The organism is Streptomyces sp. WMMB 714 (assembly GCF_900090125.1).
In the GTDB taxonomy this organism is placed as follows: Bacteria; Actinomycetota; Actinomycetes; order Streptomycetales; family Streptomycetaceae; genus Streptomyces; species Streptomyces daqingensis.
In genome coordinates, this window is the sequence record NZ_FMHJ01000001.1 from 491,941 (window position 1) to 514,700 (window position 22,760).

Annotated in this window: 20 protein-coding genes; 9 read left to right on the forward strand and 11 right to left on the reverse strand. The window is 70.4% G+C overall.

The window, feature by feature from the left end; all coding sequences use genetic code 11:
* Nucleotides 1–126 precede the first annotated feature (126 nt).
* Together H181DRAFT_RS01980 and H181DRAFT_RS01985 are read right to left on the reverse strand one after the other, a co-directional pair.
* Nucleotides 127–738, reverse strand: coding sequence for a YdcF family protein (locus tag H181DRAFT_RS01980; protein ID WP_045862359.1), 612 nt, complete (start codon nucleotides 736–738; stop codon nucleotides 127–129).
* 73 nt (nucleotides 739–811) lie between these two features.
* Nucleotides 812–1,606 carry a metal-dependent hydrolase gene (locus H181DRAFT_RS01985; protein ID WP_045862360.1) on the reverse strand — a complete coding sequence of 265 codons (795 nt, stop codon included), beginning with the start codon at nucleotides 1,604–1,606 and terminating at the stop codon, nucleotides 812–814.
* Between the two features lie 184 nt (nucleotides 1,607–1,790).
* Here H181DRAFT_RS01985 and H181DRAFT_RS01990 point away from each other — a divergent pair, with 184 nt between their 5' ends.
* Complete coding sequence (locus H181DRAFT_RS01990) at nucleotides 1,791–4,319, forward strand: DEAD/DEAH box helicase (protein ID WP_045862361.1); 2,529 nt, start codon at nucleotides 1,791–1,793, stop codon at nucleotides 4,317–4,319.
* A gap of 34 nt (nucleotides 4,320–4,353) precedes the next feature.
* Nucleotides 4,354–5,214, forward strand: coding sequence for an acyl-CoA thioesterase II (tesB, locus tag H181DRAFT_RS01995; RefSeq protein WP_045862362.1), 861 nt, complete (start codon nucleotides 4,354–4,356; stop codon nucleotides 5,212–5,214).
* A gap of 29 nt (nucleotides 5,215–5,243) precedes the next feature.
* Here the strand turns inward: tesB and H181DRAFT_RS02000 are convergent, their stop codons facing one another.
* Both H181DRAFT_RS02000 and H181DRAFT_RS02005 read right to left on the reverse strand, forming a co-directional pair.
* The gene (locus H181DRAFT_RS02000) at nucleotides 5,244–6,362 is read right to left on the reverse strand and encodes a DUF6397 family protein (RefSeq protein ID WP_052708405.1); all 1,119 of its coding nucleotides are present in this window, start codon (nucleotides 6,360–6,362) and stop codon (nucleotides 5,244–5,246) included.
* A gap of 113 nt (nucleotides 6,363–6,475) precedes the next feature.
* Entirely contained in the window at nucleotides 6,476–6,868 is a 393-nt protein-coding gene (locus H181DRAFT_RS02005) for a roadblock/LC7 domain-containing protein (protein WP_045862363.1), read from the reverse strand.
* 128 nt (nucleotides 6,869–6,996) lie between these two features.
* Here H181DRAFT_RS02005 and H181DRAFT_RS02010 point away from each other — a divergent pair, with 128 nt between their 5' ends.
* Complete coding sequence (locus H181DRAFT_RS02010) at nucleotides 6,997–7,425, forward strand: PPOX class F420-dependent oxidoreductase (RefSeq protein ID WP_045862364.1); 429 nt, start codon at nucleotides 6,997–6,999, stop codon at nucleotides 7,423–7,425.
* A 63-nt stretch (nucleotides 7,426–7,488) separates the two neighbouring features.
* Nucleotides 7,489–8,100 (forward strand): class I SAM-dependent methyltransferase, encoded by a 612-nt coding sequence (locus tag H181DRAFT_RS02015; protein ID WP_045862565.1) that lies wholly within the window; start codon nucleotides 7,489–7,491, stop codon nucleotides 8,098–8,100.
* A 29-nt stretch (nucleotides 8,101–8,129) separates the two neighbouring features.
* Here H181DRAFT_RS02015 and H181DRAFT_RS02020 read toward each other — a convergent pair whose 3' ends face one another.
* On the reverse strand, nucleotides 8,130–9,041 hold the full coding sequence (locus tag H181DRAFT_RS02020) for an oxygenase MpaB family protein (RefSeq protein WP_045862365.1): 912 nt from the start codon (nucleotides 9,039–9,041) through the stop codon (nucleotides 8,130–8,132).
* 87 nt (nucleotides 9,042–9,128) lie between these two features.
* Here H181DRAFT_RS02020 and H181DRAFT_RS02025 point away from each other — a divergent pair, with 87 nt between their 5' ends.
* Nucleotides 9,129–9,911 carry a hypothetical protein gene (locus tag H181DRAFT_RS02025; protein ID WP_045862366.1) on the forward strand — a complete coding sequence of 261 codons (783 nt, stop codon included), beginning with the start codon at nucleotides 9,129–9,131 and terminating at the stop codon, nucleotides 9,909–9,911.
* A gap of 18 nt (nucleotides 9,912–9,929) precedes the next feature.
* Here the strand turns inward: H181DRAFT_RS02025 and H181DRAFT_RS02030 are convergent, their stop codons facing one another.
* Both H181DRAFT_RS02030 and H181DRAFT_RS02035 read right to left on the reverse strand, forming a co-directional pair.
* Nucleotides 9,930–10,787 carry a hypothetical protein gene (locus H181DRAFT_RS02030; protein WP_045862367.1) on the reverse strand — a complete coding sequence of 286 codons (858 nt, stop codon included), beginning with the start codon at nucleotides 10,785–10,787 and terminating at the stop codon, nucleotides 9,930–9,932.
* 199 nt (nucleotides 10,788–10,986) lie between these two features.
* Entirely contained in the window at nucleotides 10,987–11,169 is a 183-nt protein-coding gene (locus H181DRAFT_RS02035; RefSeq protein WP_045862368.1) for a hypothetical protein, read from the reverse strand.
* A 158-nt stretch (nucleotides 11,170–11,327) separates the two neighbouring features.
* Here H181DRAFT_RS02035 and H181DRAFT_RS02040 point away from each other — a divergent pair, with 158 nt between their 5' ends.
* Together H181DRAFT_RS02040 and H181DRAFT_RS02045 are read left to right on the forward strand one after the other, a co-directional pair.
* Nucleotides 11,328–14,315 carry a DEAD/DEAH box helicase gene (locus H181DRAFT_RS02040; protein WP_254666660.1) on the forward strand — a complete coding sequence of 996 codons (2,988 nt, stop codon included), beginning with the start codon at nucleotides 11,328–11,330 and terminating at the stop codon, nucleotides 14,313–14,315.
* Nucleotides 14,312–15,688: an SWF or SNF family helicase gene (locus H181DRAFT_RS02045; RefSeq protein WP_045862370.1), complete on the forward strand. Its 1,377-nt coding sequence runs from the start codon at nucleotides 14,312–14,314 to the stop codon at nucleotides 15,686–15,688. Before H181DRAFT_RS02040 ends, H181DRAFT_RS02045 begins: the two co-directional genes overlap by 4 nt.
* Nucleotides 15,689–15,769: 81 nt before the next feature.
* Here H181DRAFT_RS02045 and H181DRAFT_RS02050 read toward each other — a convergent pair whose 3' ends face one another.
* Nucleotides 15,770–16,567, reverse strand: a complete 798-nt coding sequence (locus tag H181DRAFT_RS02050) for an SGNH/GDSL hydrolase family protein (RefSeq protein ID WP_045862371.1) — start codon at nucleotides 16,565–16,567, stop codon at nucleotides 15,770–15,772.
* 346 nt (nucleotides 16,568–16,913) lie between these two features.
* Here H181DRAFT_RS02050 and H181DRAFT_RS02055 point away from each other — a divergent pair, with 346 nt between their 5' ends.
* Complete coding sequence (locus H181DRAFT_RS02055; RefSeq protein WP_045862372.1) at nucleotides 16,914–19,940, forward strand: glycoside hydrolase family 2 TIM barrel-domain containing protein; 3,027 nt, start codon at nucleotides 16,914–16,916, stop codon at nucleotides 19,938–19,940.
* Nucleotides 19,941–20,040: 100 nt separating this feature from the next.
* On the opposite strand, the gene H181DRAFT_RS02060 is transcribed toward H181DRAFT_RS02055, so the two are convergent.
* The 3 genes from H181DRAFT_RS02060 to H181DRAFT_RS02070 are packed head-to-tail and all read right to left on the reverse strand — an operon-like array spanning nucleotide 20,041 to nucleotide 21,995.
* Nucleotides 20,041–20,856 (reverse strand): SAM-dependent methyltransferase, encoded by an 816-nt coding sequence (locus H181DRAFT_RS02060; RefSeq protein WP_045862373.1) that lies wholly within the window; start codon nucleotides 20,854–20,856, stop codon nucleotides 20,041–20,043.
* A 29-nt stretch (nucleotides 20,857–20,885) separates the two neighbouring features.
* Nucleotides 20,886–21,122: a DUF397 domain-containing protein gene (locus H181DRAFT_RS02065; protein ID WP_045862374.1), complete on the reverse strand. Its 237-nt coding sequence runs from the start codon at nucleotides 21,120–21,122 to the stop codon at nucleotides 20,886–20,888.
* Nucleotides 21,123–21,125: 3 nt separating this feature from the next.
* Entirely contained in the window at nucleotides 21,126–21,995 is an 870-nt protein-coding gene (locus H181DRAFT_RS02070; RefSeq protein WP_045862375.1) for a helix-turn-helix domain-containing protein, read from the reverse strand.
* A gap of 185 nt (nucleotides 21,996–22,180) precedes the next feature.
* Here H181DRAFT_RS02070 and H181DRAFT_RS02075 point away from each other — a divergent pair, with 185 nt between their 5' ends.
* The gene (locus H181DRAFT_RS02075; protein ID WP_229711422.1) at nucleotides 22,181–22,621 is read left to right on the forward strand and encodes an ATP-binding protein; all 441 of its coding nucleotides are present in this window, start codon (nucleotides 22,181–22,183) and stop codon (nucleotides 22,619–22,621) included.
* Nucleotides 22,622–22,760: the final 139 nt, after the last annotated feature.

Here is a 22,760-nt window from a genome sequence, read left to right on the forward strand (position 1 = left end):
AACTCCCAACTTCTGACGGGCAGCAGTTTCGGGGCAGTTGGAAGACGCAGGACCGGCGATGCGTGCGCGTGGGGCCGCACGGCTGAAGCCGTGCGGAGGTTGACGATGAGCCATGATCGGTGACGGTCAGCGGCTTCCCACGGGGGAGACCGTCCGTTCGTCCGCCTTGAGACCGCGGAGTGTCCACAGTCCGTACAGGGCCAGCAACGGTTTGACGAGGATCCACTCGCCGGGGCGGTAGTCGTCCGCACGCGTCAGTCTCTCTGCAAGATCAGGGCGCTGCCGCCGCAAGTAGACGCGGGCTTTGAGCGCATGAGCCGGCTGCGAGACGATCTTGATGCGGTCCGCGCGTTCGAGGAGTGGGATGACGTTGGTGATGTTCTCCCACGTCGTCGCGCTCTGGTCTTCGAGGAGCACCGTGCCGTCGAACCCGAGCACCGACTTCGCGTAGTCAGCCATCAGCCGGGCCTCCGTGGTGCCGGTTCCGGTCGCGCCGCCACTGAAGATCACGCAAGCCCGCTGCGCATCGTCGGCGGCGATGGAGCGGACTCCAGCACGGACGCGCCACCGGTTGATCAAGTTCGCTGTTGCCCGGGGGTTGCGGTATCCCAGCACCACCACGGCGACCGGACCGCCCGTGCTGTTCCCTACGAGGGCTCGGGACCAGCTCCGGTTCAGCCACTCGCCCCAGACCAGGGCAGCAGCCCCGCCTATCGCCAGTGCAGTCCATGGCCGCATGCGGCGACTCCAAGCACCTCGGCGCCGGTTCGCGAGAAGACCGGCTGGTGACCGGTGAGGCGAGCGGGCACGCTCAGCCGAGCACTCCGAGAGCGACCAGGCAGCCCGCCCCGCCGAGCACCATGAAGAGCGGCATCAGCACCCGCGTCTCCACCCATGCTCCCGCCCGGAACCGCATGAACTTCGGTGTGCCCAGCGGGTACCAGCGCTTCCCCTTTATCGGCACGGGCCAGAGGATGGGGCACCCGGAGATCGTGATCGCATCCCCGATGTTGTGGACCAGCGCGCCCAGCACGATGGGCAGCCCCAGCCACAGGTATTCCTGCCCCGGGCCCGAGAACAGCCAGTCGGATCCGTTGCCGGGCTGGTCGAGGACGCCCGCGAGCGACCAGGCGCTCGTCGCCCCGAGCAGCCAGACCAGCACATCGGAGGAGACACGGGCCGCCCGCCACAGGAGGCCTTCCACGGCGAGCACCATGTGGATGAAGAGGATCACCAGCACTGCCCAGCGCCCGCCGAAGACCGCCGCGGCGGAGAATCCGACGCCGAGGAAGAGTGCCCAGGGCCAGGTGTGGGTGAGCGTGCGGTGGCCGCCGGAGCGGCGGCGCTCCCCGCCGCTGCGCGTCGCGTTGTAGACGCTCTCCGAGATCTTGTCGATCACACCGCACAACGCTCTGGAGAGCGGACCGAAAGCACGGGATATCGTCGCCGACCTGTGGTCGAGGTCGGGGGCCAGCGCGGCGCCGGAGCAGATCAGCGCTCCCGCGAGAAGGACGGGCCAGGGCATGGGGTGGTCCAGAGCCGCCGCGGCTGCTCCAGCTCCGAGCCAGGCCGCCGCTCCTGACAGCGAATGCGCCGGTCCCATCATGCTCTGTCTCCCCCGCCTTCTCTCTGTCACCGGTGCCGTGCTCCGCATCCGGCTCCGGCCGCCAACTGACCACCGCAGGCGCCGTGATGGGCCGTTCCTCTGACGCCTGACCGGCGTCACAGCGTATCGGCAGATGATCAGCACGGGAGCACCGGTTCCCGTATCCGGGACCGAGGGAGGCAGTATGGGGGGCGTGACAGCCACCCTTATCGATCAGATGCCGGACGACGCCGAGCCCGACGCGCTCTACGAAGCCTTCGCGGGCTGGGCCGAGGAGAGGGGGATCTCCCTCTATCCGGCACAGGAGGAGGCGCTGATCGAGGTTGTCTCCGGCGCGAACGTGATCCTTTCGACCCCGACCGGCTCCGGGAAGAGCCTGGTCGCCGCCGGCGCTCATTTCACGGCTCTCGCCCGGGACGAGGTGACCTTCTACACCGCGCCGATCAAGGCGCTGGTCTCGGAGAAGTTCTTCGACCTGTGCAAGATCTTCGGCACCGACAACGTCGGCATGCTCACGGGCGACGCGTCCGTCAACGCCGACGCCCCCGTCATCTGCTGTACGGCCGAGGTGCTCGCGTCCATCGCTCTGCGCGACGGGGCCGACGCGGACGTCGGCCAGGTGGTGATGGACGAGTTCCATTTCTACGCGGAGCCCGACCGCGGCTGGGCCTGGCAGATTCCGCTCCTGGAACTGCCGAACGCGCAGTTCGTGCTGATGTCGGCGACCCTCGGAGACGTCACACGGTTCGAGGAGGACCTGACACGGCGTACAGGGCGCGACACGGCGGTCGTGAAGTCGGCGAGCCGGCCCGTCCCCCTCTCCTACGAGTACCGGACCACCTCCCTCACCGAGACGGTCACCGAACTGCTGGAGACCCGTCAAGCGCCCGTCTACATCGTGCACTTCACGCAGGCTCAGGCCGTGGAGCGTGCGCAGGCGCTGATGAGCATCAACATGTGCACCCGCGCCGAGAAGGACGAGATCGCCAAGATCATCGGCAATTTCCGCTTCACCACCCGCTTCGGTCGCAATCTCTCCCGCTACGTGCGCCACGGCATCGGCGTGCACCACGCGGGCATGCTGCCCAAGTACCGCCGGCTGGTCGAACGCCTCGCCCAGGCGGGGCTGTTGAAGGTCATCTGCGGGACGGACACGCTGGGCGTCGGGGTCAACGTGCCCATCCGCACTGTGCTGTTCACCGCCCTCACCAAGTACGACGGGACGCGCGTCCGCACCCTCCGGGCCAGGGAGTTCCATCAGATCGCCGGCCGCGCCGGCCGCGCCGGGTTCGACACCTCCGGCTTCGTCGTCGCCCAGGCTCCCGAGCACGTCGTCGAGAACGAGAAGGCACTCGCCAAGGCCGGGGACGATCCGAAGAAGCGCCGCAAGGTCGTCCGGAAGAAGGCACCGGAGGGCTTCGTCAACTGGGGCCGGCAGACCTTCGAGAAGCTGATCGCCTCCGATCCGGAACCGCTCAACTCCCGCTTCCGCGTGACTCACGCGATGCTGCTCTCGGTGATCGCCCGGCCGGGCGACGCCTTCAGCCAGATGCGGAAGCTGCTGGAGGACAACCACGAGGACCGCCGCTCGCAGCTCCGCCACATCCGCCGGGCCATCGCCATCTACCGGTCGCTGCTGGACGGCGGAGTCGTCGAGCAGCTGGACGAGCCGGACGCGCAGGGCCGGACCATCCGCCTCACCGTGGACCTTCAGCAGGACTTCGCGCTCAACCAGCCCCTCTCGACCTTCGCGCTGGCGGCGTTCGAGCTGCTGGACCCCGAATCGCCGTCCTACGCGCTGGACATGGTGTCCGTCGTCGAGTCGACCCTCGACGACCCCCGGCAGATCCTCGCCGCACAGACCAACAAGGCCAAGGGCGAGGCCGTCGCCGAGATGAAGGCGGAGGGCATCGAGTACGAGGAGCGCATGGAACGGCTGATGGACATCAGCCACCCCCGTCCGCTGGAGGAGTTGCTCTTCCACGCCTACGGCCTCTACCGCAAGTCGCACCCCTGGGTGGGCGACCACCCTCTCGCGCCCAAGTCCGTCGTCCGCGACATGTACGAGAAGGCGATGACCTTCTCCGAGTTCGTCTCCTTCTACGAACTCGCGCGTACGGAGGGCATCGTGCTGCGCTATCTCGCCAGCGCCTACAAGGCGCTGGAGCACACCGTCCCCGACGAGAAGAAGTCCGAGGACTTCCAGGACATCATCGAGTGGCTCGGCGAGATGGTCCGCCAGGTCGACTCCAGCCTGCTCGACGAGTGGGAGCAGCTGGCCAATCCCGAGGACGAGAGCGCCGAGGAGGCGCAGGAGCGGGCCGACCAGGTCAAGCCGGTCACCGCGAACGCACGCGCGTTCCGCGTCCTCGTACGGAACGCCATGTTCCGCCGGGTCGAGCTCGCCGCCCTCGACAAGGTGGCCGAGCTGGGCGAACTCGACGCCGACGCCGGCTGGGACGAGGACGCCTGGGGAGAGGCCATGGACGCCTACTGGGACGAGTACGACGACCTCGGCACCGGACCCGATGCCCGGGGTCCGCGCCTCCTCCAGATCGAAGAGGTTCCCGAGGAGGCGCTGTGGCGGGTCCGGCAGACCTTCGCCGACCCCGCCGGCGATCACGACTGGGGCATCTCCGCGGAGGTGGACCTCACTGCTTCGGACGACGAAGGGCGCGCCGTGATCAAGGTGACGTCCGTGGGCCAGCTGTGAGCACTCCGTACGCCGCGACCAGGGAGCAAGCACGATGACCAGCCCCGCAGAACAGCTCGCCGGGCTCCTCGACCTGGAACAGATCGAGATCAACATCTTCAGGGGGCGCAGCCCCCAGGAGAACCTCCAGCGCGTCTTCGGCGGCCAGGTCGCCGGGCAGGCGCTCGTCGCCGCGGGCCGCACCACCGACTTGCAGCGGCCGGTGCATTCGCTGCACGCGTACTTCCTGCGTCCGGGGACGCCGGGCGTGCCCATCGTGTACCAGGTCGAACGGGTGCGGGACGGGCGGTCCTTCACGACCCGCCGCGTCGTCGCCGTCCAGCAGGGCCGGACCATCTTCAATCTCACCGCCTCCTTCCATCAGCCCGAACCGGGCATCGAGCATCAGGTCTCCATGCCCGAGGTCCCGGATCCGGAGGCCCTTCCGAAACTCGCCGGTGAGCTCCGGGACTACCTGGGCGAACTCCCCGAATCGCTGGAGCGCATGGAGCGCAGGGTCGCGTTCGACATCCGCTACGTCGAACGGCTGCGCTGGGACGCGGAGGACCTGAAGAACGCCGAACCTCGCAGCGGAGTGTGGATGCGGGCGATCGGCTCCCTCGGCGACGATCCCCTCGTCCACACCTGCGCGTTGACCTACGCCAGCGACATGACCCTCCTGGACGCCGTGCGTATCCCCGTCGAACCGCTGTGGGGGCCGCGCGGGTTCGACATGGCCTCCCTCGACCACGCGATGTGGTTCCACAGGCCGTTCCGCGCCGACGAGTGGTTCCTCTACCAGCAGGAGTCACCCATCGCGACCGGCGGCCGCGGTCTGGCCAGAGGCCAGATCTTCGACCGCGAGGGCAAGTTGATCGTGTCGGTGATGCAGGAAGGGCTTTTCCGCCCGCTGTAGGGCGGACAAGCCCTCACGGGAGTCGCCCTTCAGAAGGCCGGACGTCTCAGCTCTCCCTCACGGCGCCACCAAGCGGCTCCCCGACGTGGTCCGCGCATCCGGTTGAGCAGGTGCGCTCTGCGCCGCAGCACGGACGGGTCTGCTGCCCTGGCGGAATCCTGCCCGGCTGCCCGCCCCTTGCATCCGGCGGCCTCCGGCCGGTCATTGCCGGGCACGCCACTTCCCGTACCGCTGGAGTACGCCCCGGGGGTCGCCCCCGGCCGGCTCCCCATAACCGTCCCGGAGCCGGGCAGGGGGAGCGGAGAGCCGGATTCGGCTCCTCCCCCGCTGTGTGCCTCTCCTGCCCCGCGTGGCGCCGGGCACCGCACGGGAGGACCGGCGGCCTCCGGAACGGCTCCGGCCTCGCCGTCCTGGTGCTGTGCCGCGCGGGCGTCCTGCAGCTCCGCCTCCAGCATCAGCCGGTGCCAGAGGATCTCGTCCTCCGCCTCCGCCACGCAGAGCCCTTCGGCTACCTCTCTCGTAGCCGACGACTCACCGCGCACCACCATCAACTCAGGCCGGAGAGACTGCAGCAGGGCACGCTCCCCTACGTCCGGTACGGCTACGCGCAGCACTTCGGGCGTCAGCACCGCCGACCGTGCCGCTGCCACTTCCCACGGCCGCCCCGACGCCTGACGGCAGAGCTGGCCGACCCTGCGCCCGCGCCAGTGCCGCGGGCGGTAGTCCACTCCCTCACTCAGCAGCATCCGCAGCCCCCGCGGAACCGCGCCGGTGAGCAGTTCGGGGCGCCGCCCCGCGAACGCCTCCAGCTCCCTGGCCAGGTACAGCCAGACCACGGCCCTGTAGCGGTTGACGTAGAAGCGCACCGGGCTGAAGCAACCGCCCCTCGCCAGCCGCGCGAATCGGGCGGTGCAGATACCCAGCAGTTCGGCGCCCTCACCGGCGTCCACCACACGCAGCCGCTCCTCGAAGCTCTGCGGGAACCCGGCCGACTCCTTCAACCGGGCAAGTTCCTCCCGCGGAACGCGGCGCTGGTCCTTGGCGCCGCCTTCGCTGCGGATCTCCCCGATCTGTACGGCCAGTTCCAGCATCTTGGGCCGCAGCCCCAGCTCCCGCGCGGCCGTGCTCATCGCGACATCGTCCTGCATGACTCTCCCCGTCGTCATTCGTGCCGCCGCCGTACGGCGACTACTGACAGTGACGACATTAGACGTCTGCGGGACTTCGCGCCTCCCCTGTGGATAACTCCCCGGCCGGGCTGTTACGTCCCGTTCCGCGCGGGCAGGCCGAGGTGCTCGCCGACGCGGTTGACCAGCAGGGTCATCTCGTACGCGACGACGCCGACGTCCACTTCCTCCTCCGTGAGGACGCACAGGCAGCTGCCCTCGCCCGCCGCCGTCACGAAGAGCAGCCCCTCCTCGAACTCGATCATCGTCTGCCGTACGGGCCCCGCCCCGAAGTGTGCTCCCGACCCCTTCGCAAGCGACTGCAGGCCGGACGCGACGGCCGCGAGATGCTCGGCGTCCGTCTTCTCCAGGCTCTGGCTGTTCGCGGTGACCAGACCGTCGGTCGAGAGCACCATTGCGTGCTTCACGGACGGTATCCGCTCGGTGAGGTCGTCGAGCAGCCAGTCGAGCCCTGTATTCAGCGCCATTGCGGCGTTCCCCCTTCTTCTCATCAGCTGCCGTGCCACCCCTACCCACCACGAAGCGGTGAGCAACCACACGCTCACATGCGGCATTCGCCTCCGCGGTCCACGTACGACGGGCGCAGTATGTACGCATGGCTGAGAAGATGACGGAAGACGGCTGGCGCAGCTTCCTCTCCGAGGGCACCCGCACCGCGAAACTCTCGACAGTGCGTGCGGACGGCAGCCCGCACACCGCCCCTGTCTGGTTCGTACTCGACGGCGACGAGATCGTCTTCACCACCGGCGAGGGGACCGTCAAGGGACGCAACCTGGCACGGGACGGACGTGCCGCCCTGTGCGTCGACGACGAGCGGCCGCCCTACGCGTTCGTCGTCATCCAGGGCCGGGCCGAGCTGAGCGACGATCTGGAGACGATGAAGCGCTGGGCGACGCGCATCGGCGGGCGCTACATGGGCGAGGACGTCGCGGAGCGGTTCGGGGCGCGCAACGCCGTCCCCGGCGAACTGCTCGTGCGGCTGCGGATCGAGAAGGTCGTGGCGCTGTCCGGCATCGCCGACTGACCACGCGCGCTGCCCGGTGCGACAGTCACCCTGCGCTCCGGGCAGTGCGCCATGATGGCCTGCATGCCGCACCAGCCGAGTGACGAGTCAGCCCGCGTACGTGAGTTCTTCGCCGTCCGCGCCGCCGGATGGGACGCGCGCTTCCCGGACGACGGGCCCGCATACGCCATGGCGGTGGACGAACTGGGCCTCCGCGAGGGCGACGCCGTGCTCGACGCGGGCTGCGGAACGGGGAGAGCACTGCCTGCGCTGCGTGCCGCGGTCGGGCGTAGCGGCACGGTGCTCGCGGCGGACCTGACACCGGAGATGCTCGCTGCGGCGGTCGAAGCCGGCCGGCGGAACCTGGGGCAGCTGCTCGTCGCCGACGTGGCGCGGCTGCCGCTGGCCGAAGGCTGCCTCGACGCCGTCTTCGCCGCCGGCCTCATCTCCCACCTCCCCGCCGCGGGACCGGGACTGTCCGAACTGGCCCGCGTGGTGCGCCCGTACGGCAGGCTCGCGCTCTTCCACCCGGTGGGCCGCGCAGCGCTCGCGGCGCGCAAGGGGCGCACACTGACAGCGGACGACGTACGCGCCCTGCCCAACATCCGTACGCTGCTGGCCGCTTCGGGATGGGAACTGACGTCCTGCGCGGACGAGGACGACCGCTATCTCGCCTTGGCGTCCAGGACGCCCTGAGCGCCCGGTCCGGGCCCCCGCCCGCGGGGCTACTCCGTGCCGTGCGGCACGGGACATCCCGGGGTTCCCGGGGACGTCCGCCCGCCAGGTTCCGGGAACGTCCCGAGGTCCTCGATGCGGTAGCCGGCCGGGTAGCCCGGATAGCCCTTGATCTCCGGGTTCTGCCGGGCGTAGTGGGGCGAGCGGCGCGGAGGCAGCAGCCGGACCGCGCGTGCCCGCAGCCGCAGCGCTCCCTGCACGGCCCGCCGCGCAGCGGGGTGCGGCGGGGAGTAGCGGAACGTCCGCAGCAGCGAGTCGTCCAGCAGTGCCTTGCTGGCGCCACGTACTGCGGGGGCGAGGGCTGAGGGGTACCAGGAGGCCATGAGGTCCAGCGTCGAGTCCGAGACCGTGCGTGCCTGCGGGTCCCAGGCGAAGTGGGCCTCTTCGTACTCGTCGAGGCACTTCTCGAACTCCGCGTAGCCGGACGGGATGCCGCAGATGCCCATGTGCCTGCCGAGAGTGCGGTAGTAGACCGCGGACGCGTGCTGCTCGTGCGAGGACAGGCGCCGCCAGCCGTAGGCGTCGAGCCACCGCTTGGGCATCACGACGAAGGTGCACAGCACGTACCGCATGTCGTCGTTCGAGATGTCGTAGCTACGGTGCATCTGGTTGATCCGGCGGATCGCGGTACGTCCCTCGTCGGAGGAGAAGCCGTGTTCGACGACGGCGTCGAGGAGCAGAGCTGTGTCGTCGTAGCGCTTCTGCGCCCGCTGGGTCAGTTCAGCCGTACGGGCGAGCAGACGTCCGATGCTGGGCACCGCGTAGGTGCGGTAGAGGGCGAGTTCGAGGGCGCGTGCGTAGTCCCAGGGGAACTCGTAGGTGGCACTGAGCCGGTAGATCTCCAAGAAGTCGGCCTCGGGGTCGAGTTGCAGGATGTGCTTGAGGCGGTCGTATCTCTGCACGCTGCGTCCCTCTCATCTGCGGCCCTGCCCTGTCGGCGAACTGACTCTAGGGTTAAGGTTCCCGGCATCTGACGGAAGGGGAGACAGGTGGCCGACGACGACGATGCGCTGTACGTGCTGACGGCTGTACTGCTGACTCCCGCCCAGTTCCCCAGCGTTCTCGGTGATGACTACCCCGAAGCCTGCGCGCGACTCGGCCTGGAGCCGTACGCGGAGGGCTACGGACTCGTGCTGGGGCAGGACGGCGAGGGCGCCCGGTGGACGGTCGCCACGGAAGACGTGACGCTCGTCGCCTGCGCGGTCGCGGCCTGGGACTGCGGCATGGAGTACGACCTCTCCCCCTCCGAGAGTTCGGTGGCGGCTGTGCTTCCCGGCTGGCCGCTGGCTCTGGCGGTCGCGGCACCGGGCGTGCCGGCGCCGCACGATCCCGAGCCCGACCCGCAGCAGGACGGCGGCCACGACGTGCTCGTGCCGCCGGACACGGAGCAGTGGGGGCCCGCACAGCGGCGGCTCGGTGCTGACGAGATCGCGCTGCAGTGGGCCGCCTGGCGCGAACAGGTCGACGACGAGGTGGAGTTCGTCGAGGCCGGGGAGCAGCCCAACGAGTCGGTGAGGCGCGTCCTCGACGAGGTGCGGTCCTACCTCGACGAGCCGCCGCCGCCCGGCCGGATTCGCTCCGCGTTCGCGTCCGGCGACGCGCGCACGCTGCGTGCCGACGGTCCTGGCTGGAGCATGGTGGCGCGCACCGACGACATCGCGTTCCTGCTGCTGGACGACGAGCCGGGCGAGGTGCTTCCGGTCGGGCGCGGCAGCGAACTCCCGCAGCTTCTCAAGGCACTCGACGAGGTCGCGCTGCGCCCGGCTGCCTGACGCGGTTGCCCGGCGACCTCACCCGGGCGGGACGGGAACAGGCACCCCCTGCGGCTGGTCGTCCCAGGTCACCAGAACCTGCGCGGGCAGAGGCTCTCCGCGCATCGGCGCCATGAGGAACTCAGCGGCCTCACCGGCCCGGACGACGGCGTACTCGGGAACGCCGCGAGCCGAGGAAGGCAGGTTCGCCGGGTCGACCCGGACACCGGTGAGGGTGACGGGCCCGGTGTTGCGCAGGGCGTAGCCGTGCTTCCCGAAGCGCTCCAAGTACCAGGGACCGACGCCCTGCTGCGGAAAGGGCCACTGCTGCTGCGGCGGGGGCCACTGCTGCTGAGAAGGCTGTGGAATCGACTGCGGGTGGCCGTTCACCGGTTCGGCGACCGGCTCGAAGGTGCGAGCCATCGGCTCCGCGGTGTCGCCCACCGGCTCAACGGCGTCGGCCATGGGCGGATTGCCTGCTCCGTCCGGGGTCCCGCCCACCGGCTCCGAGTCGAAGGTCGGCGCATCCTCGTCCGCCATCGCGTCCGGCTCCCCGGTCCCGGCCCACTGGGCTGGGACTTCGGCCCCCTGGCCGTAAGGGGCCAGGTCAGCGGGAGCGCCCTCCGGGCGTTGCCGGGGCGGATACGGCACCGGCGGAACGTACGGAGACGGGGCGGTCACCTGGGCCAGCAACTGCTCCATGACCAGCGTGCGGCGCTCAGCGGTCTCGATCTGGCGGCGCTGCAATTGGGAAACCTCGGCCTGCAGTTCGTTCTGGCGGCGCAGGTCGCGTCTCTGCGCGATGCCCTGGGCGACCGCGAAGCAGGCCGTGCCGAACGCGACGACGGTACTGCCCCAGGTCGCGGCGTCACCGGCCTCCATCGCGATCAACCTCATGAGGCAACTCTACGTAGCCGGAGGGGAGTTGCGCATGCTGACCGGGCGGGCGGCTACGGTGCCGGGCCCCGGGGCATCGGGCATGACAGCCATGCGCCGACGCCGGCCCGGCCGTCCGGCACCGGACCGGCGACCGCGACGGCCGGGACTCCCGCTGTCCTCCGGTACCGGGTGCCGCCTGAGCGGGCGGTGCCCGCTGTCAGCGCCGCAGTTCTCTGCGGCTCACTCGGCGCAGACGCCGGCGCTGCGAGGGGTCGAGCGTCAGATAGGCGACGACCGGAACGCCGACGATCACCGCCAGGGCGATCCAGAACGACGTCAGCCACCACAGGAGCAGCCCCACGGCCACACCGCCGACGGCGATCTTTCCTCTGTTGGTCATCTCCAGCCTCCTCCGTGGCGGCGTTCACCCGCCTCCACTGTCCAGTAAAACGCCGCTTCGGGCCCCGGGGTTCCCTCGTCGTTTCCGGTTCCGCTCGGAGCTGATGTACGGTCGGCCACTCGCCACCACTAGTCAAATTTGAGGAATGCGTGGGCTCTGTGACTCAGACCGTGACGACGCCCTCCGAAATCTCCCGTCTCGCCCAGACCTCCGCCGTGCTCCTGCACGCCGATCCACCCCGGCTGACACGTATCGCCTTCTGGCGCCCCGACGGTGCGCCGCCCCTCCCGGGGCGGGACGGTCTCGAAGAGCTGACTGTCGCGCTGCCTGTCCCGGAGGGGGCTGCGGACACCGTGATCACTGCCCGCACTGTGCCCGCGCTGGCACTGCCCGTGGGGGCGGCTCTGCCCGTACTCACCCGGGTGAGGGCGGCCGCGGGAGAAGCAGGCGCCCGGCGGCCCCTCGGAGCCGTCTTCTGGGGCGCGGCCTGCCTCCTCGCTCTGCGGCTGGCAGCACGCGGCCTGCTGCTACCGGGGCTGAGCGGCGACGGCAACGACGCCTGGCGGTTCGGGCCCCTCGATGCGGCGGACGCGGAGCAGTTGAGGGGCCTCGCCGCGGCCATGCCGCCGCATGCGCACGCCGTTCCGCTGCCCGGGACGGCGGACTGCCCGCGGCTGCCGGAGCCGGAGAATGAGCTCCGGGCCTTCCTCAATGCCGTCGCGGACACGCTGCCCCGTACTGCGGCGGCCGAGGTCGCGGCCGGTGGCGCCGCGTTCGCCGCCATGCCGGTGCAGCACATCCCCCAGCAGCGCGACTGGGCCGCCGACGTCGCGGCAGGCCACGACGCGGGCGTGCGGCTGTCGCTACGTATCGAGGTCGACGGCCTCCCGGGCGACGACGACGCGGACAGTGCCACGGGCACCCATGGCACTGCCGAGGGGGCCGACGGCGTAGACGTCGTCAGTGACGGTCTCACCGGACAGACGCGCTTCTCGGCGGTGCTGCAGGTGCACAGTGTCACCGACCCCGCCGTGCTCTGCGACGCGGCAGAGATCTGGGCGGGCACCTTCCCGGGTGCGGCGGCGTTCGGTCCGCGGGTGCAGAGGGACACCTTGCTCACGCTGCGCCGGGCGGCCGCCGCCTGGGATCCGCTCACGCCTCTGCTGTCTTCGCCCGTACCGGACCGCGTGCCGCTGGTGGAGGAAGAGATCGCCGAACTTCTCACCGCATCCGTCTCCGCAGCTCTGGAGACCGCGGGGCTGCGCGTGCACTGGCCCCGGCAGCTCCAGCGGCGTCTCACCTCGCGAGCCGTCGTCAGCCCGGCCGCACCGCGAGACGCGGCCAGGCAGGGGCCGGCGGGTTCCCCGCCCCGCGAACTGCCGGCCGACGCGCTGTTCCACTTCGACTGGCGCCTCGCCGTCGGCGACACCGAGCTGACCGGAGCCGAACTCGACGCGCTGGCCGAGGCGGGACGCCCCCTGGCTCGGCTCCGCGGGCAGTGGGTGCTGGTGGACCCCGCCGCAGTGCAACGCGTGCGGGACCGCAAGAGCCGCAAGCTCACGACTGCCGACGCGCTCGGCGCGGTGCTGTCGGGCTCGTCGGAAGAGGACGGAGAGCCCGTAGAGGTACGCGCGTCGGGCTGGCTGGAATCGCTGCGCAGATACCTCTCCGACCCCGCGGAGCCGGACGCCGGCCCGGCCCCGCAGCCGGAGGCGCTGGCAGCGACGCTGCGCGACTACCAGCTGCGGGGGCTCGCCTGGCTGGAGCGGATGACGTCGATGGGGCTGGGCGGATGCCTCGCGGACGACATGGGGCTCGGCAAGACCATCACACTCATCGCACTCCATCTGCGCCGGCAGGAGCAGTCCGCCACGTCCGGTCCGACGCTGGTGGTCTGCCCCGCGTCCCTGCTGGGCAACTGGGAGCGGGAGATCGAACGCTTCGCACCGGGCACACCGGTGCGCAGATACCACGGGACGGGGCGGCACCTGGGCGGCCTGGGCGACGGGGAAGTCGTCCTGACGACCTACGGGACCATGCGTCTCGACGCCGTCCCCCTGGCCGGACTCCCGTCGCCCGGCTGGGGCTTGGTCGTCGCCGACGAGGCGCAGCACGTGAAGAACCCCTTCTCCGCCACGGCCCGCGCCCTGCGCACGATCCCGGGCCGCTCCCGCGTCGCACTGACCGGCACTCCGGTGGAGAACAACCTCTCCGAGCTGTGGTCGGTGCTGGACTGGACGACGCCCGGACTGCTGGGGCGGCTCGGGACCTTCCGCAGGCGCTACGCGGACGCCGCGGAGGGAGGCGACCCCGCGAGCGCGGAGCGGCTCGCCCGGCTGGTGCGCCCCTTCCTCCTCCGGCGCCACAAGAGCGATCCAGGGATCGCACCCGAGCTGCCGCCCAAGACGGAGACCGACCGCGCCGTCCCGCTCACGTCCGAACAGGCCGGGTTGTACGAGGCGGTCGTACGCGAGGGGCTGGCGGAGATCTCCGGCAGTGACGGCGGCTTCGCACGGCGCGGACTCGTCGTGAAACTGCTGACGTCGCTCAAGCAGATCTGCAACCACCCCGCCCAGTACCTCAAGGAGGACGCCCCGGAGCTCGCGGGCCGGTCGGGGAAGCTGGAGCTCTTCGACGAACTCCTGGGCGCGATCCTCGCCGAGGAGGAACCCGGCGGCGTCCTCGTCTTCACCCAGTACGTCCGGATGGCGCAACTGCTCGAGCGTCGTCTCACGTCGCGGGGCGTGGCCACGCGGCTCCTGCACGGAGGGACGCCGGTGAAGCGGCGCGAGGACATGGTGCGCGACTTCCAGGACGGCGCCGTCCCCGTCTTCCTGCTCTCGCTCAAGGCGGCGGGCACGGGCCTGAATCTGACGCGCGCGACCCACGTCGTGCACTACGACCGCTGGTGGAACCCCGCCGTGGAGGACCAGGCCACCGACCGCGCGTACCGCATCGGACAGGACCGTCCCGTGCAGGTGCACCGTCTGATCGCCGAGGGAACCGTGGAGGACCGCATCGACGCGATGCTGCGGCGCAAGAGGAAACTCGCGGACGCGGTCCTCGGCTCCGGCGAGGCGGCACTCACCGAACTGTCGGACAGCGAACTGTCCGACCTGGTCGCGCTGCGAAGGAGCGGAGCATGACACAGCACAACGGGGAACCGCACGGGCGGAGCGACGGAGCCGGTGAGCGCGAGCGTACTTTCGCGGCCCTCCCGCCGGCCCGGGGGCGCGCCTTCGCGCGGACGTGGTGGGGGACGCGCTGGCTGCGTGCCCTCGAGGACACCGCGCTCGACGGCGAACAGCTCCGCCAGGGACGCAGGTTCGCGCGCCAGGGGGCCGTCGGCGCCGTCACCGTACGGCCCGGACGCATCACCGCCGTGGTGCGCGACCGCGACGGGACCGCTCACCGTTCCGACGTACTGCTGCAGGAGCTTCCGGATACCGACTGGCAGCGCGTGCTGGAGGTGACAGCACGCGAGTCCGGCCATCTGGCGGCGCTGCTGGACGGCGAAATGCCGCCGCACCTCGTGGAGGACGCCCTGAGCGTGGGCGTCGAACTGCTGCCGGGCATCGGCGACCTGGACCCCTCGTGCGGATGCGGGGCGTGGGACCACTGTCCGCACACAGCAGCGCTGTCCTACCAGTTGGCCCGGCTGCTGGACGAGGATCCCTTCGTGCTGCTGTTGCTGCGCGGCCGCACCGAGCGGGAGTTGCTGGAGGAGCTCGGGGCGCACACACCGGCGGGTGCGGCGTCCGCGGCGGCAGGACCGGTGGGCGAACAGGATCCGGCCAGTGATCTCGGCGGCACTGGGCACAGCGTGGAGCCCCGGGGGGTCCTCGCGGAGGAAGCCTTCGCGCGCGCCGCGGACCTCCGTCCGCTGCCCGCCGAGCCGCCGCCCGTGAGTGCCCCTGGTGGCGCGCCGTCACTGACGGGTGCGGGTACACCGCCGGCGAGCGGAGTGGACGCGGCGGCCCTCGAGTTCCTGATCGCGGACACCGCGTCCCGAGCGCACCAGTTGCTCCGCGCCGCCCTCTCCCCCGCTCACGCGCTCAGTGACCCGCCTGAGCCGCTCACGCCGTTCCAGGATGCGGTGCGGCTGGCCGCGGCGGCTCCCGAAGGGCCCATCGCCGAACGCCTCTCGGCGCACTGCGGCATCCCTCCCGCGTCGTTCGGCGCCGCGGTACGCGCCTGGGAAGTCGGCGGAGCGCTCGGCCTCACCGTGTGGGAGGAGTCGTGGACTCCGGAGCCGGAGACGATGGCCCGGGCCCGTGACCAGCTCGCCGGCGCATGGGCGGAGGAGGACGTCTCTCCGCCCGAACTGAACCTCTCCGGCAGCAGCTGGAACACCCTCGACGGGAGCGCCCAATTGCGGATCGGGCCGGACGGAAGCTGGTGGCCCTACGTCGCGGAGCGCGGCGTGTGGTGGCCCGCGGGCGGCGCGGAGACGGACCCGGCGGCGGCACTGGCCGTCGCGCTGCGGCAGAAAGAACCCGGCCGGGGCGAGAGGGGCTGAAGCCTCTCGCCCCGGCCGGGGTGAAGCGCTGTCCGGGCCTGTCGACGACGCGACAGTGCGACGCGTCGCGGCCCGCCAGTTCTACGCGTTGGCCTCCAGCACCGGGAGGTAGCCGCTGGTCTGCCCGGTGTTCGTCGGGTGGTACGACTCCCCGACCGGCACGGTGACGCTGTGCAGCCACGAGTCGCCGGAGCAGATCTCGTGTCCGGTGAAGGAGTCACGCACGTCGCCGAAGGTGAAGCCGTGGTCAGCGGCCCGCTTGGCGATGGTGTCGTTGAGTACGTCGGACGCGGAGTTGATCGCCGCACGCGACTTCTCGCTGAGGCCCACGGAGCACTCGCCGTCCAGCTTGTACATCCGGGGGTAGCCCATCACCACGACCTTGGCGGAGGGCGCCCGCTCGGTGATCGCGTTGTAGACGGAGTCGAGCTGGCCGGGGAGGGTGCCGCTGATGTACCCCTTGGCCTCCTCGATCTTCTCGAGGCACACGCCCTCGCCCTGCAGGACGCACGCCTGCATGGTGTCGGCGAAGCTCGCGTCGTTGCCTCCGATGCTGATGCTCACCAGACCGGTCGAGTCGCTGAGCGGGCCCAGCTGGTCGTTCAGCACGTCTCCGGTACGGGCGCCGGAGCAGGCGGTGAAGTCGAACGACGAGGGGGCGTTGGCCGCTGCCCACTGCTTCGCGTAGGCGTTCGCACTGCGCTTGCAGTCGCCGCTGTCGGAGTCGTAGTCACCGGCGCCGAGGCCGGAAGAGTAGGAGTCGCCGAGGGCGACGTACCCGGTTGCGGCCTCCTGCGCGGACGCGGCGGCGGCACCGAGGGTGGTGACTCCGACGCACGCCACGACCGTGGCCGTGGCCGTCCATCTGTTGAGCTTCATGGAACCTCTCATGGTGGGGGGTCGACATGGAGGGTGCTTTTGTCATGCAGGAGTATCAGGTCCCAGCCCTGACTGGAAGTGTTCATGCCAAAGTTGTCACAGAGGCGAACGCCCGTCAGAGCCACGGGAGTTGGCCGTTTCCGGCGCATGACCAGCGAAGCCGCAGCAGATTCCGCCCTCACCGTATGCGCATACGTCTTCCGGCCCGCCGGGATCTGTAGAAGCCTGACAACCGCAAGTCGAAGCACGCAGGCGCGATCGGCGAACGCGGTGCGGGGAACGGGAAGCGCGGTGCGCGAAACGCGACAGGAGCGAACTGCCCCCGCACGGTCGCCCAAGGAGAGCAGTGAGCCCCGAGTACTACGAGGACGTCTCCCCCTCGGCCAGCACCCTCGCACCGCGCGCCTGGTACGCGGCCTCCGACGCGAAGAGACTGCTGCTGAACGGAACCTGGGACTTCCGACTCTCCCCCACCGCCGGCGGGTTCGGCACCCAGTTCACCGAGGACGGCTATGACAGCTCCGGCTGGGACAAGATCGAGGTCCCCGGCCACTGGGTGCTTCAGGGGCACGGCGCCCCGGCGTACACCAACGTCCGCTATCCCTTCCCCGTCGACCCGCCGCGCGTGCCCGACGAGAACCCGACAGGCGACCACCGCTGCCTGTTCGACCTCCCCGCCGACTGGCCCGACGGCGGGGAGACTCTCCTGCGGTTCGACGGTGTGGAGTCCTGTGCCCGCGTCTGGCTCAACGGGCACGAGCTCGGCACCTTCCAGGGCTCACGCCTTCCGCACGAGTTCGGCGTCACCGGCGTACTGCGGCCCGGCGGGAACGTGCTGGCCGTACGGGTGCACCAGTGGTCGGCGGGAAGCTACCTGGAGGACCAGGACATGTGGTGGCTGCCGGGCGTCTTCCGCGACGTCGCGCTGCACCACCGGCCCGAAGGCGCCGTGGACGACTACACAGTGCACTCCTCGTACGACCACACATCGGGTGAGGGCACCTTGCGCGTGGACTGCCGGCCCCGTGGTCGGGTGACCGTACCCGAGCTGGGCATCGACGCCGCCACGGGCGAGGAGGTCGTCCTGCCCGTCGAACCGTGGACCGCGGAGACGCCCCGCCTGTACGACGCCCAACTGACCACCGCAGGCGAAACCGTGCACTTCCGGATCGGCTTCCGCACCGTCCGCATCGAGGACGGGCAGTTGAAGGTGAACGGCAAGCGCGTCCTCTTCCGGGGCGTCAACCGGCACGAGTTCCACCCCGAACGCGGGCGTGCGCTGGACGAAGCCACGATGCGCCTCGACGTTCAGCTGATGAAGCGTCACAACATCAACGCCGTCCGCACCAGCCACTGTCCTCCCCATCCGGCGTTCCTCGATCTGTGCGACGAGTACGGCCTCTGGGTGGTCGACGAATGCGATCTGGAGACCCACGGCTTCAGCGAGACCGGCTGGGAGGGCAACCCCGTCGACGACGAACGGTGGACCGCCGCGCTGCTGGACCGTGCCGAGCGCATGGTCGAACGCGACAAGAACCATCCGTCGGTCGTCGTCTGGTCGCTGGGCAACGAATGCGGCAGCGGAGCGGGACTGGGCGCGATGTCCCGCTGGATCCGCGAAAGGGACCCCTCCCGCCCGGTGCACTACGAGAACGACCCCGAGTGCCCGGACTCCGACCTCTACTCGCGCATGTACGCGACGCACGACGAGGTCGAGCTGATCGGGCAGCGGAAGGAGCCCCCGCTCGAGGACGCGGCCGCGGACGCGCGCCGGCGTGCTCTCCCGTTCGTCCTGTGCGAGTACGCGCACGCGATGGGCAACGGTCCCGGCGGCCTCAGCGACTACCAGCGGCTGTTCGAGACCTACGAGCGCTGCCAGGGAGGGTTCGTCTGGGAGTGGATCGACCACGGACTTCTGCGCCGTACCGACGACGGGCGGGCCTACTTCGCCTACGGAGGGGACTTCGGGGAGGAGGTGCACGACGGCAACTTCGTGTGCGACGGGCTCCTGTTCCCCGACCGCACCCCCTCCCCCGGCCTGACCGAGTTCGCCAAGGTGATCGAACCCGTCCGCATCGAGGTCACCCGCGGCGAGCCCGACGAAGCAGCCGGCGGAACGTCCGGCACGGCGGGTGACGTGGCCGTACGGGTGCGCAACCTGCACGATTTCGCCGGTCTCGGGCACCTCGACTTCGAGTGGTCCTGCCAGGTGCGGGGTGAACAGGCGGGCAGCGGACCGCTTGCCGTGCCGCCGCTCGGCCCGGGCGAATCGGCCACAGTGCCCCTTCGGCCCCTTCGGCCCCTTCCGGCGGAGGCGGTCAGCGCGGCCGGCGAACCGTCCGGCAGCGGCGAGATCCTCTGGACAGTGCGAGCCGTCCTCGCTCGGAACACCTCGTGGGCGGAGCAGGGGCACACCGTCGCCTGGGGGCAGTCGGCCGTCTTCCCGCCGGCCGGGAGTGCCCCGCCGGAAGCGCGCACAGGGACCGAGCCGGCCCGTCACGCCGGCGAGACGATCACCCTCGGTCCCGCCGTCTTCGACGCGGCCGGCGTCCTCACACGGCTGGGGCGGCTGGCACTGGTCGGTCCGCGGCTCGACGTGTGGCGTGCGCCGACGGACAACGACGAGGGCGCGCCCTGGCAGCCGGAGGCCCGCAACGGCCCCACCTGGCGCCAGTACGGACTGCACCGGATGCGGCACCGCACCGACTGCGTGGAAACCGGCCCGGAAGGACTGGTGGTACGGACCCGGGTGGCGCCCGTGGCCACCAGCCTCGGACTGCGCACCACCTACCGCTGGAGCGCCACCGCCGGGAAGGTGCGGCTCGCCGTGGCCGTCGAGCCCGAGGGCGCCTGGGACTTCCCGCTGCCGCGCCTGGGCCTGCGCCTGGGCGTCCCGGCCTCCCTGGGGGACGTCACGTGGTACGGGGGCGGGCCTGGAGAGGGCTACCCGGACACGCGCGCGGCCTCCAGGACGGGACTGTGGCACAGCACCGTCGACGGCATGCAGACGCCGTACGTACGCCCCCAGGAGAACGGCGCCCGCCCCGACGTGCGGTGGGCCGAACTGCGCGACTCCTCGGGGCGATCAGGCGCGTCGGGCGAGCCTGACCCGTCGCTGCCCCACGGCCCGGGGCTGCGCGTCGAGGCGGAGACGGACCGCTTCTGGCTCACCGCTCGACGCTGGACGAGTGAGGAACTGGACGCGGCGGAGCACACCACGGACCTCGTCGCGGGAGAGACGGTCTGGGTGAACCTCGACCACGCCCAGCACGGGATCGGCTCTCAGTCGTGCGGCCCGGGAGTTCTGCCCCGGCACCGACTGACGGCGGCACCCGCCGAGTTCACCTTCGTCTTCAGCATTCCGGACGCCTGAGGGCGGAGCATCCGGCGCCACCGCCCGCTCCAGGGCCGTGTGGCACCGGCCTCCCTACTTCCGCCCGGCCGCGGTTTCCGGCCACCGCGGGATCCGGGGGCTACGCGCCGCCCTTGACCCCCACACCCGCGTAGCCGTGGTGCACGAGCAGTGCGTCGCCCTCCGGGACAGGGCCGTCGGGACGCCACAGGGGCGGCCGTACGAAACCCGGTTCCAGCAGCTCGAACCCGTCGAAGTACGGCATCAGCTCCTCACGGCTCCGCGTGATGAGCTGCGCCGTCGAGTTCTTGTAGATCTCCGCCGCTCCCTGGAGCGCATTCTCCCTGTCGAAGTCCGCGGTGAGGTGGGAGAAGATCAAACAGCTCCCCTTGGGGAGACGGTCGGTCAGCGTCCGGACGATCTCCAGCGGTCCTTCGTCGTCCCGGACGAAGTGGAGCACCGCCACGAGCATCAGTGCGACCGGCTGGTCGAAGTCGATCAGCTGGCGCGACGTCGCATGGTCCATGATCGCTTCCGGCTCGCGCAGATCGGCCAGCACGAAGCCCGCGTTACCGGAGTTGGTGAGCTTCGCACCGGCGTAGGTCGCCACGATCGGGTCGTTGTCGACGTACGCGACGCGTGTGTCCGGCGCGATGTCGCGTGCGACTTCGTGGGTGTTGGGCGAGGTGGGGATACCGGTGCCGATATCGATGATCTGCCTGATCCCGCGTTGCACCACGGTGCGCACGGCCCGGTGGTGGAATCCTCTGTTGCCCTGTGCGGTCGGACGGAGGAACGGGGCGTGGCCCAGTGCACGCTCAGCGGCTTCCCGATCGACCTCGTAGTTGTCCATCCCGCCCAGGTAGTAGTCGTACATCCGAGCCGGGTGCGGGATGGTGGTGTCGATCTGGTCGGTGCTGAAGCCACTGTCCGACACGTCACTCTCCTTCTCTCTGTCGTCGCAGGTCAAGCAAGCAGGAAGTCGGCTTCGCCGTCCTTCGCGCCCTGGATGAACTTCTCGATCGCGTGGGGGGTGTAGATGAGGGCGGGCCCGTCCGGGTCCGCGGACTGGCGCAGGGCCACCCGCCCGTCAGCGAGCTTCAGCGCCTCCACACAGCTGCCGCCGTTGCCTCCGCTCCAGGGCTTGTGCCAGCCCTCGGTGCCTAGATGTTTGGCGGGCATGCCGTTGTAGATACGACCCATGGTTCAGATCTCCTTGCGCATTGCACTGAGGATCGCCTCCGTCCGCGACACCGGTGCGGCCTGGGCGCACATCCGGTCGAGTGCCTCCAGGAAGGTCGTCACGTCGTCACGGTGGTCGAAGTAGACGGCGCCGACCAGGCTCTCCGAACAGGCGACGTCCGGCAGCTCCTCCAGGGGGAAGCGGAAGAGATGGAACGGCCCGTACATCGCCGGATGCGGCCCGACGCTGAACGGCATGACCTGCAGCCGGACATGAGGTTTCCGTGAGGCTTCGACGAGGTGGTCCAGCTGCTCACGCATCACCTCGGAACCGCCGAGGGAACGCCGCAGCACCGTTTCGTCCATCACCACCCACAGCATCGGCGGCTCGTCGCGTTCCAGGACGGCCTGCCGTTCCAGACGGAGCGCCACCTGACGCTGGATCTCCTCCTCCGGCGCCTGCGGCATCCCCGCCCGCAGCACCGCGCGTGCGTAGCCCTCCGTCTGCAGCAGCCCGGGTACGTAGTGGGGCTCGTAGGCCCGGATGACGTGGGACTCGCTCTCCAGACTGACGAAGGCGCTGAACCATTCCGGCAGCACGTCCCGGTAGCGGTGCCACCAACCGGGCTGGTTCGCCTGCCGCGCCAGTGCCAGGAAGGTGTCGATCTCGGACTGGTCGGTGACCCCGTAGGTCTGCAGCAGCTTCTCGACGTACGGGACTTTCAGGCCGACTTCGGCCTTCTCCATCCGCCGGACGGTGGCATGGGTGACGTCGAGTGCGCGGCCGGCCGCTTCGTACGACAGCCCGCTGCTCTCACGCAGATGCTGCAGACGCCTGCCCAGAACAACCCGTAGAACGGTGGGTGCTCCACCGCCCGCACGAGAGTCCACCACTATCCCTCGCCTCCAACTCCTGTCATGGGCAAGCAGTTTGGCACGGACGTCGCGTGCGAAGACAGCCTGGCTCGAACGATTCTGTAATTTGCATACTGATCCTTGCCAGGTGTGAGCGCACAGACCATAGTGGAGCTGTGGCTTCCCCCCATGACGCCCTCTCTTTAGAAGATCGGCCCCCCGCTGTGTCGGCTCGACCACTGCGCGACGCGTTCCGTCTGCCCGCGCTGGACACCTCCGTCGCTCAAGCGCGCAGACGAGTACTCGACCGCCTGCACGATTGGCATGTCGACGAAGAGACATGCGATGACGCGCAGTTGCTGGTCTCGGAGCTGTTCACGAACGCCGTGCGGCACACCGCGAGCCAGAAGGTCAGCTGCGAACTGTGGCTGGTGGGACGGCGCCTGTGCCTCGAAGTCACGGACCAGGGCGGCGGGCCGCATCCCAAGGAGCCGCGTGCGAACAAGGTGGTGGACGCGGACGGCGAGAGCGGACGCGGTCTGCTCCTCGTCAGCGTCCTCGCCGACGACTGGGGCATCCGCCCCGGCACGCTGTGCAGCGGACCGTCACGGGGCCACGCCGTGTGGGCGGAACTGACCTGCTCGCGCTGCACCACGCACTACTGAGCACCGAACCCCGCCCCCGTTCTGGAAACACGGGACACGCACGCCGCCGCGGCGAGCGCTCCGGCATCGACGTCACGGCCTCGGCGCCCGGCCGGGGCGGCACCGCCGCCACCCCGGCCATGGGTCTACGCACTCCGCA

What these genes read in the sequence shown, in the direction of transcription:
- H181DRAFT_RS02050 (WP_045862371.1), bottom strand. Translation starts at nt 16,567, where the DNA reads ATGAAGCTCAACAGATGGACGGCCACGGCCACGGTCGTGGCGTGCGTC.
- H181DRAFT_RS02015 (WP_045862565.1), top strand. Translation starts at nt 7,489, where the DNA reads ATGCCGCACCAGCCGAGTGACGAGTCAGCCCGCGTACGTGAGTTCTTC.
- H181DRAFT_RS02045 (WP_045862370.1), top strand. Translation starts at nt 14,312, where the DNA reads ATGACACAGCACAACGGGGAACCGCACGGGCGGAGCGACGGAGCCGGT.
- H181DRAFT_RS02005 (WP_045862363.1), bottom strand. Translation starts at nt 6,868, where the DNA reads ATGGCGCTGAATACAGGGCTCGACTGGCTGCTCGACGACCTCACCGAG.
- H181DRAFT_RS02030 (WP_045862367.1), bottom strand. Translation starts at nt 10,787, where the DNA reads ATGAGGTTGATCGCGATGGAGGCCGGTGACGCCGCGACCTGGGGCAGT.
- H181DRAFT_RS02000 (WP_052708405.1), bottom strand. Translation starts at nt 6,362, where the DNA reads ATGCAGGACGATGTCGCGATGAGCACGGCCGCGCGGGAGCTGGGGCTG.
- H181DRAFT_RS02065 (WP_045862374.1), bottom strand. Translation starts at nt 21,122, where the DNA reads ATGGGTCGTATCTACAACGGCATGCCCGCCAAACATCTAGGCACCGAG.
- H181DRAFT_RS02035 (WP_045862368.1), bottom strand. Translation starts at nt 11,169, where the DNA reads ATGACCAACAGAGGAAAGATCGCCGTCGGCGGTGTGGCCGTGGGGCTG.
- tesB (WP_045862362.1), top strand. Translation starts at nt 4,354, where the DNA reads ATGACCAGCCCCGCAGAACAGCTCGCCGGGCTCCTCGACCTGGAACAG.
- H181DRAFT_RS01985 (WP_045862360.1), bottom strand. Translation starts at nt 1,606, where the DNA reads ATGATGGGACCGGCGCATTCGCTGTCAGGAGCGGCGGCCTGGCTCGGA.
- H181DRAFT_RS01990 (WP_045862361.1), top strand. Translation starts at nt 1,791, where the DNA reads ATGGGGGGCGTGACAGCCACCCTTATCGATCAGATGCCGGACGACGCC.
- H181DRAFT_RS02010 (WP_045862364.1), top strand. Translation starts at nt 6,997, where the DNA reads ATGGCTGAGAAGATGACGGAAGACGGCTGGCGCAGCTTCCTCTCCGAG.
- H181DRAFT_RS01980 (WP_045862359.1), bottom strand. Translation starts at nt 738, where the DNA reads ATGCGGCCATGGACTGCACTGGCGATAGGCGGGGCTGCTGCCCTGGTC.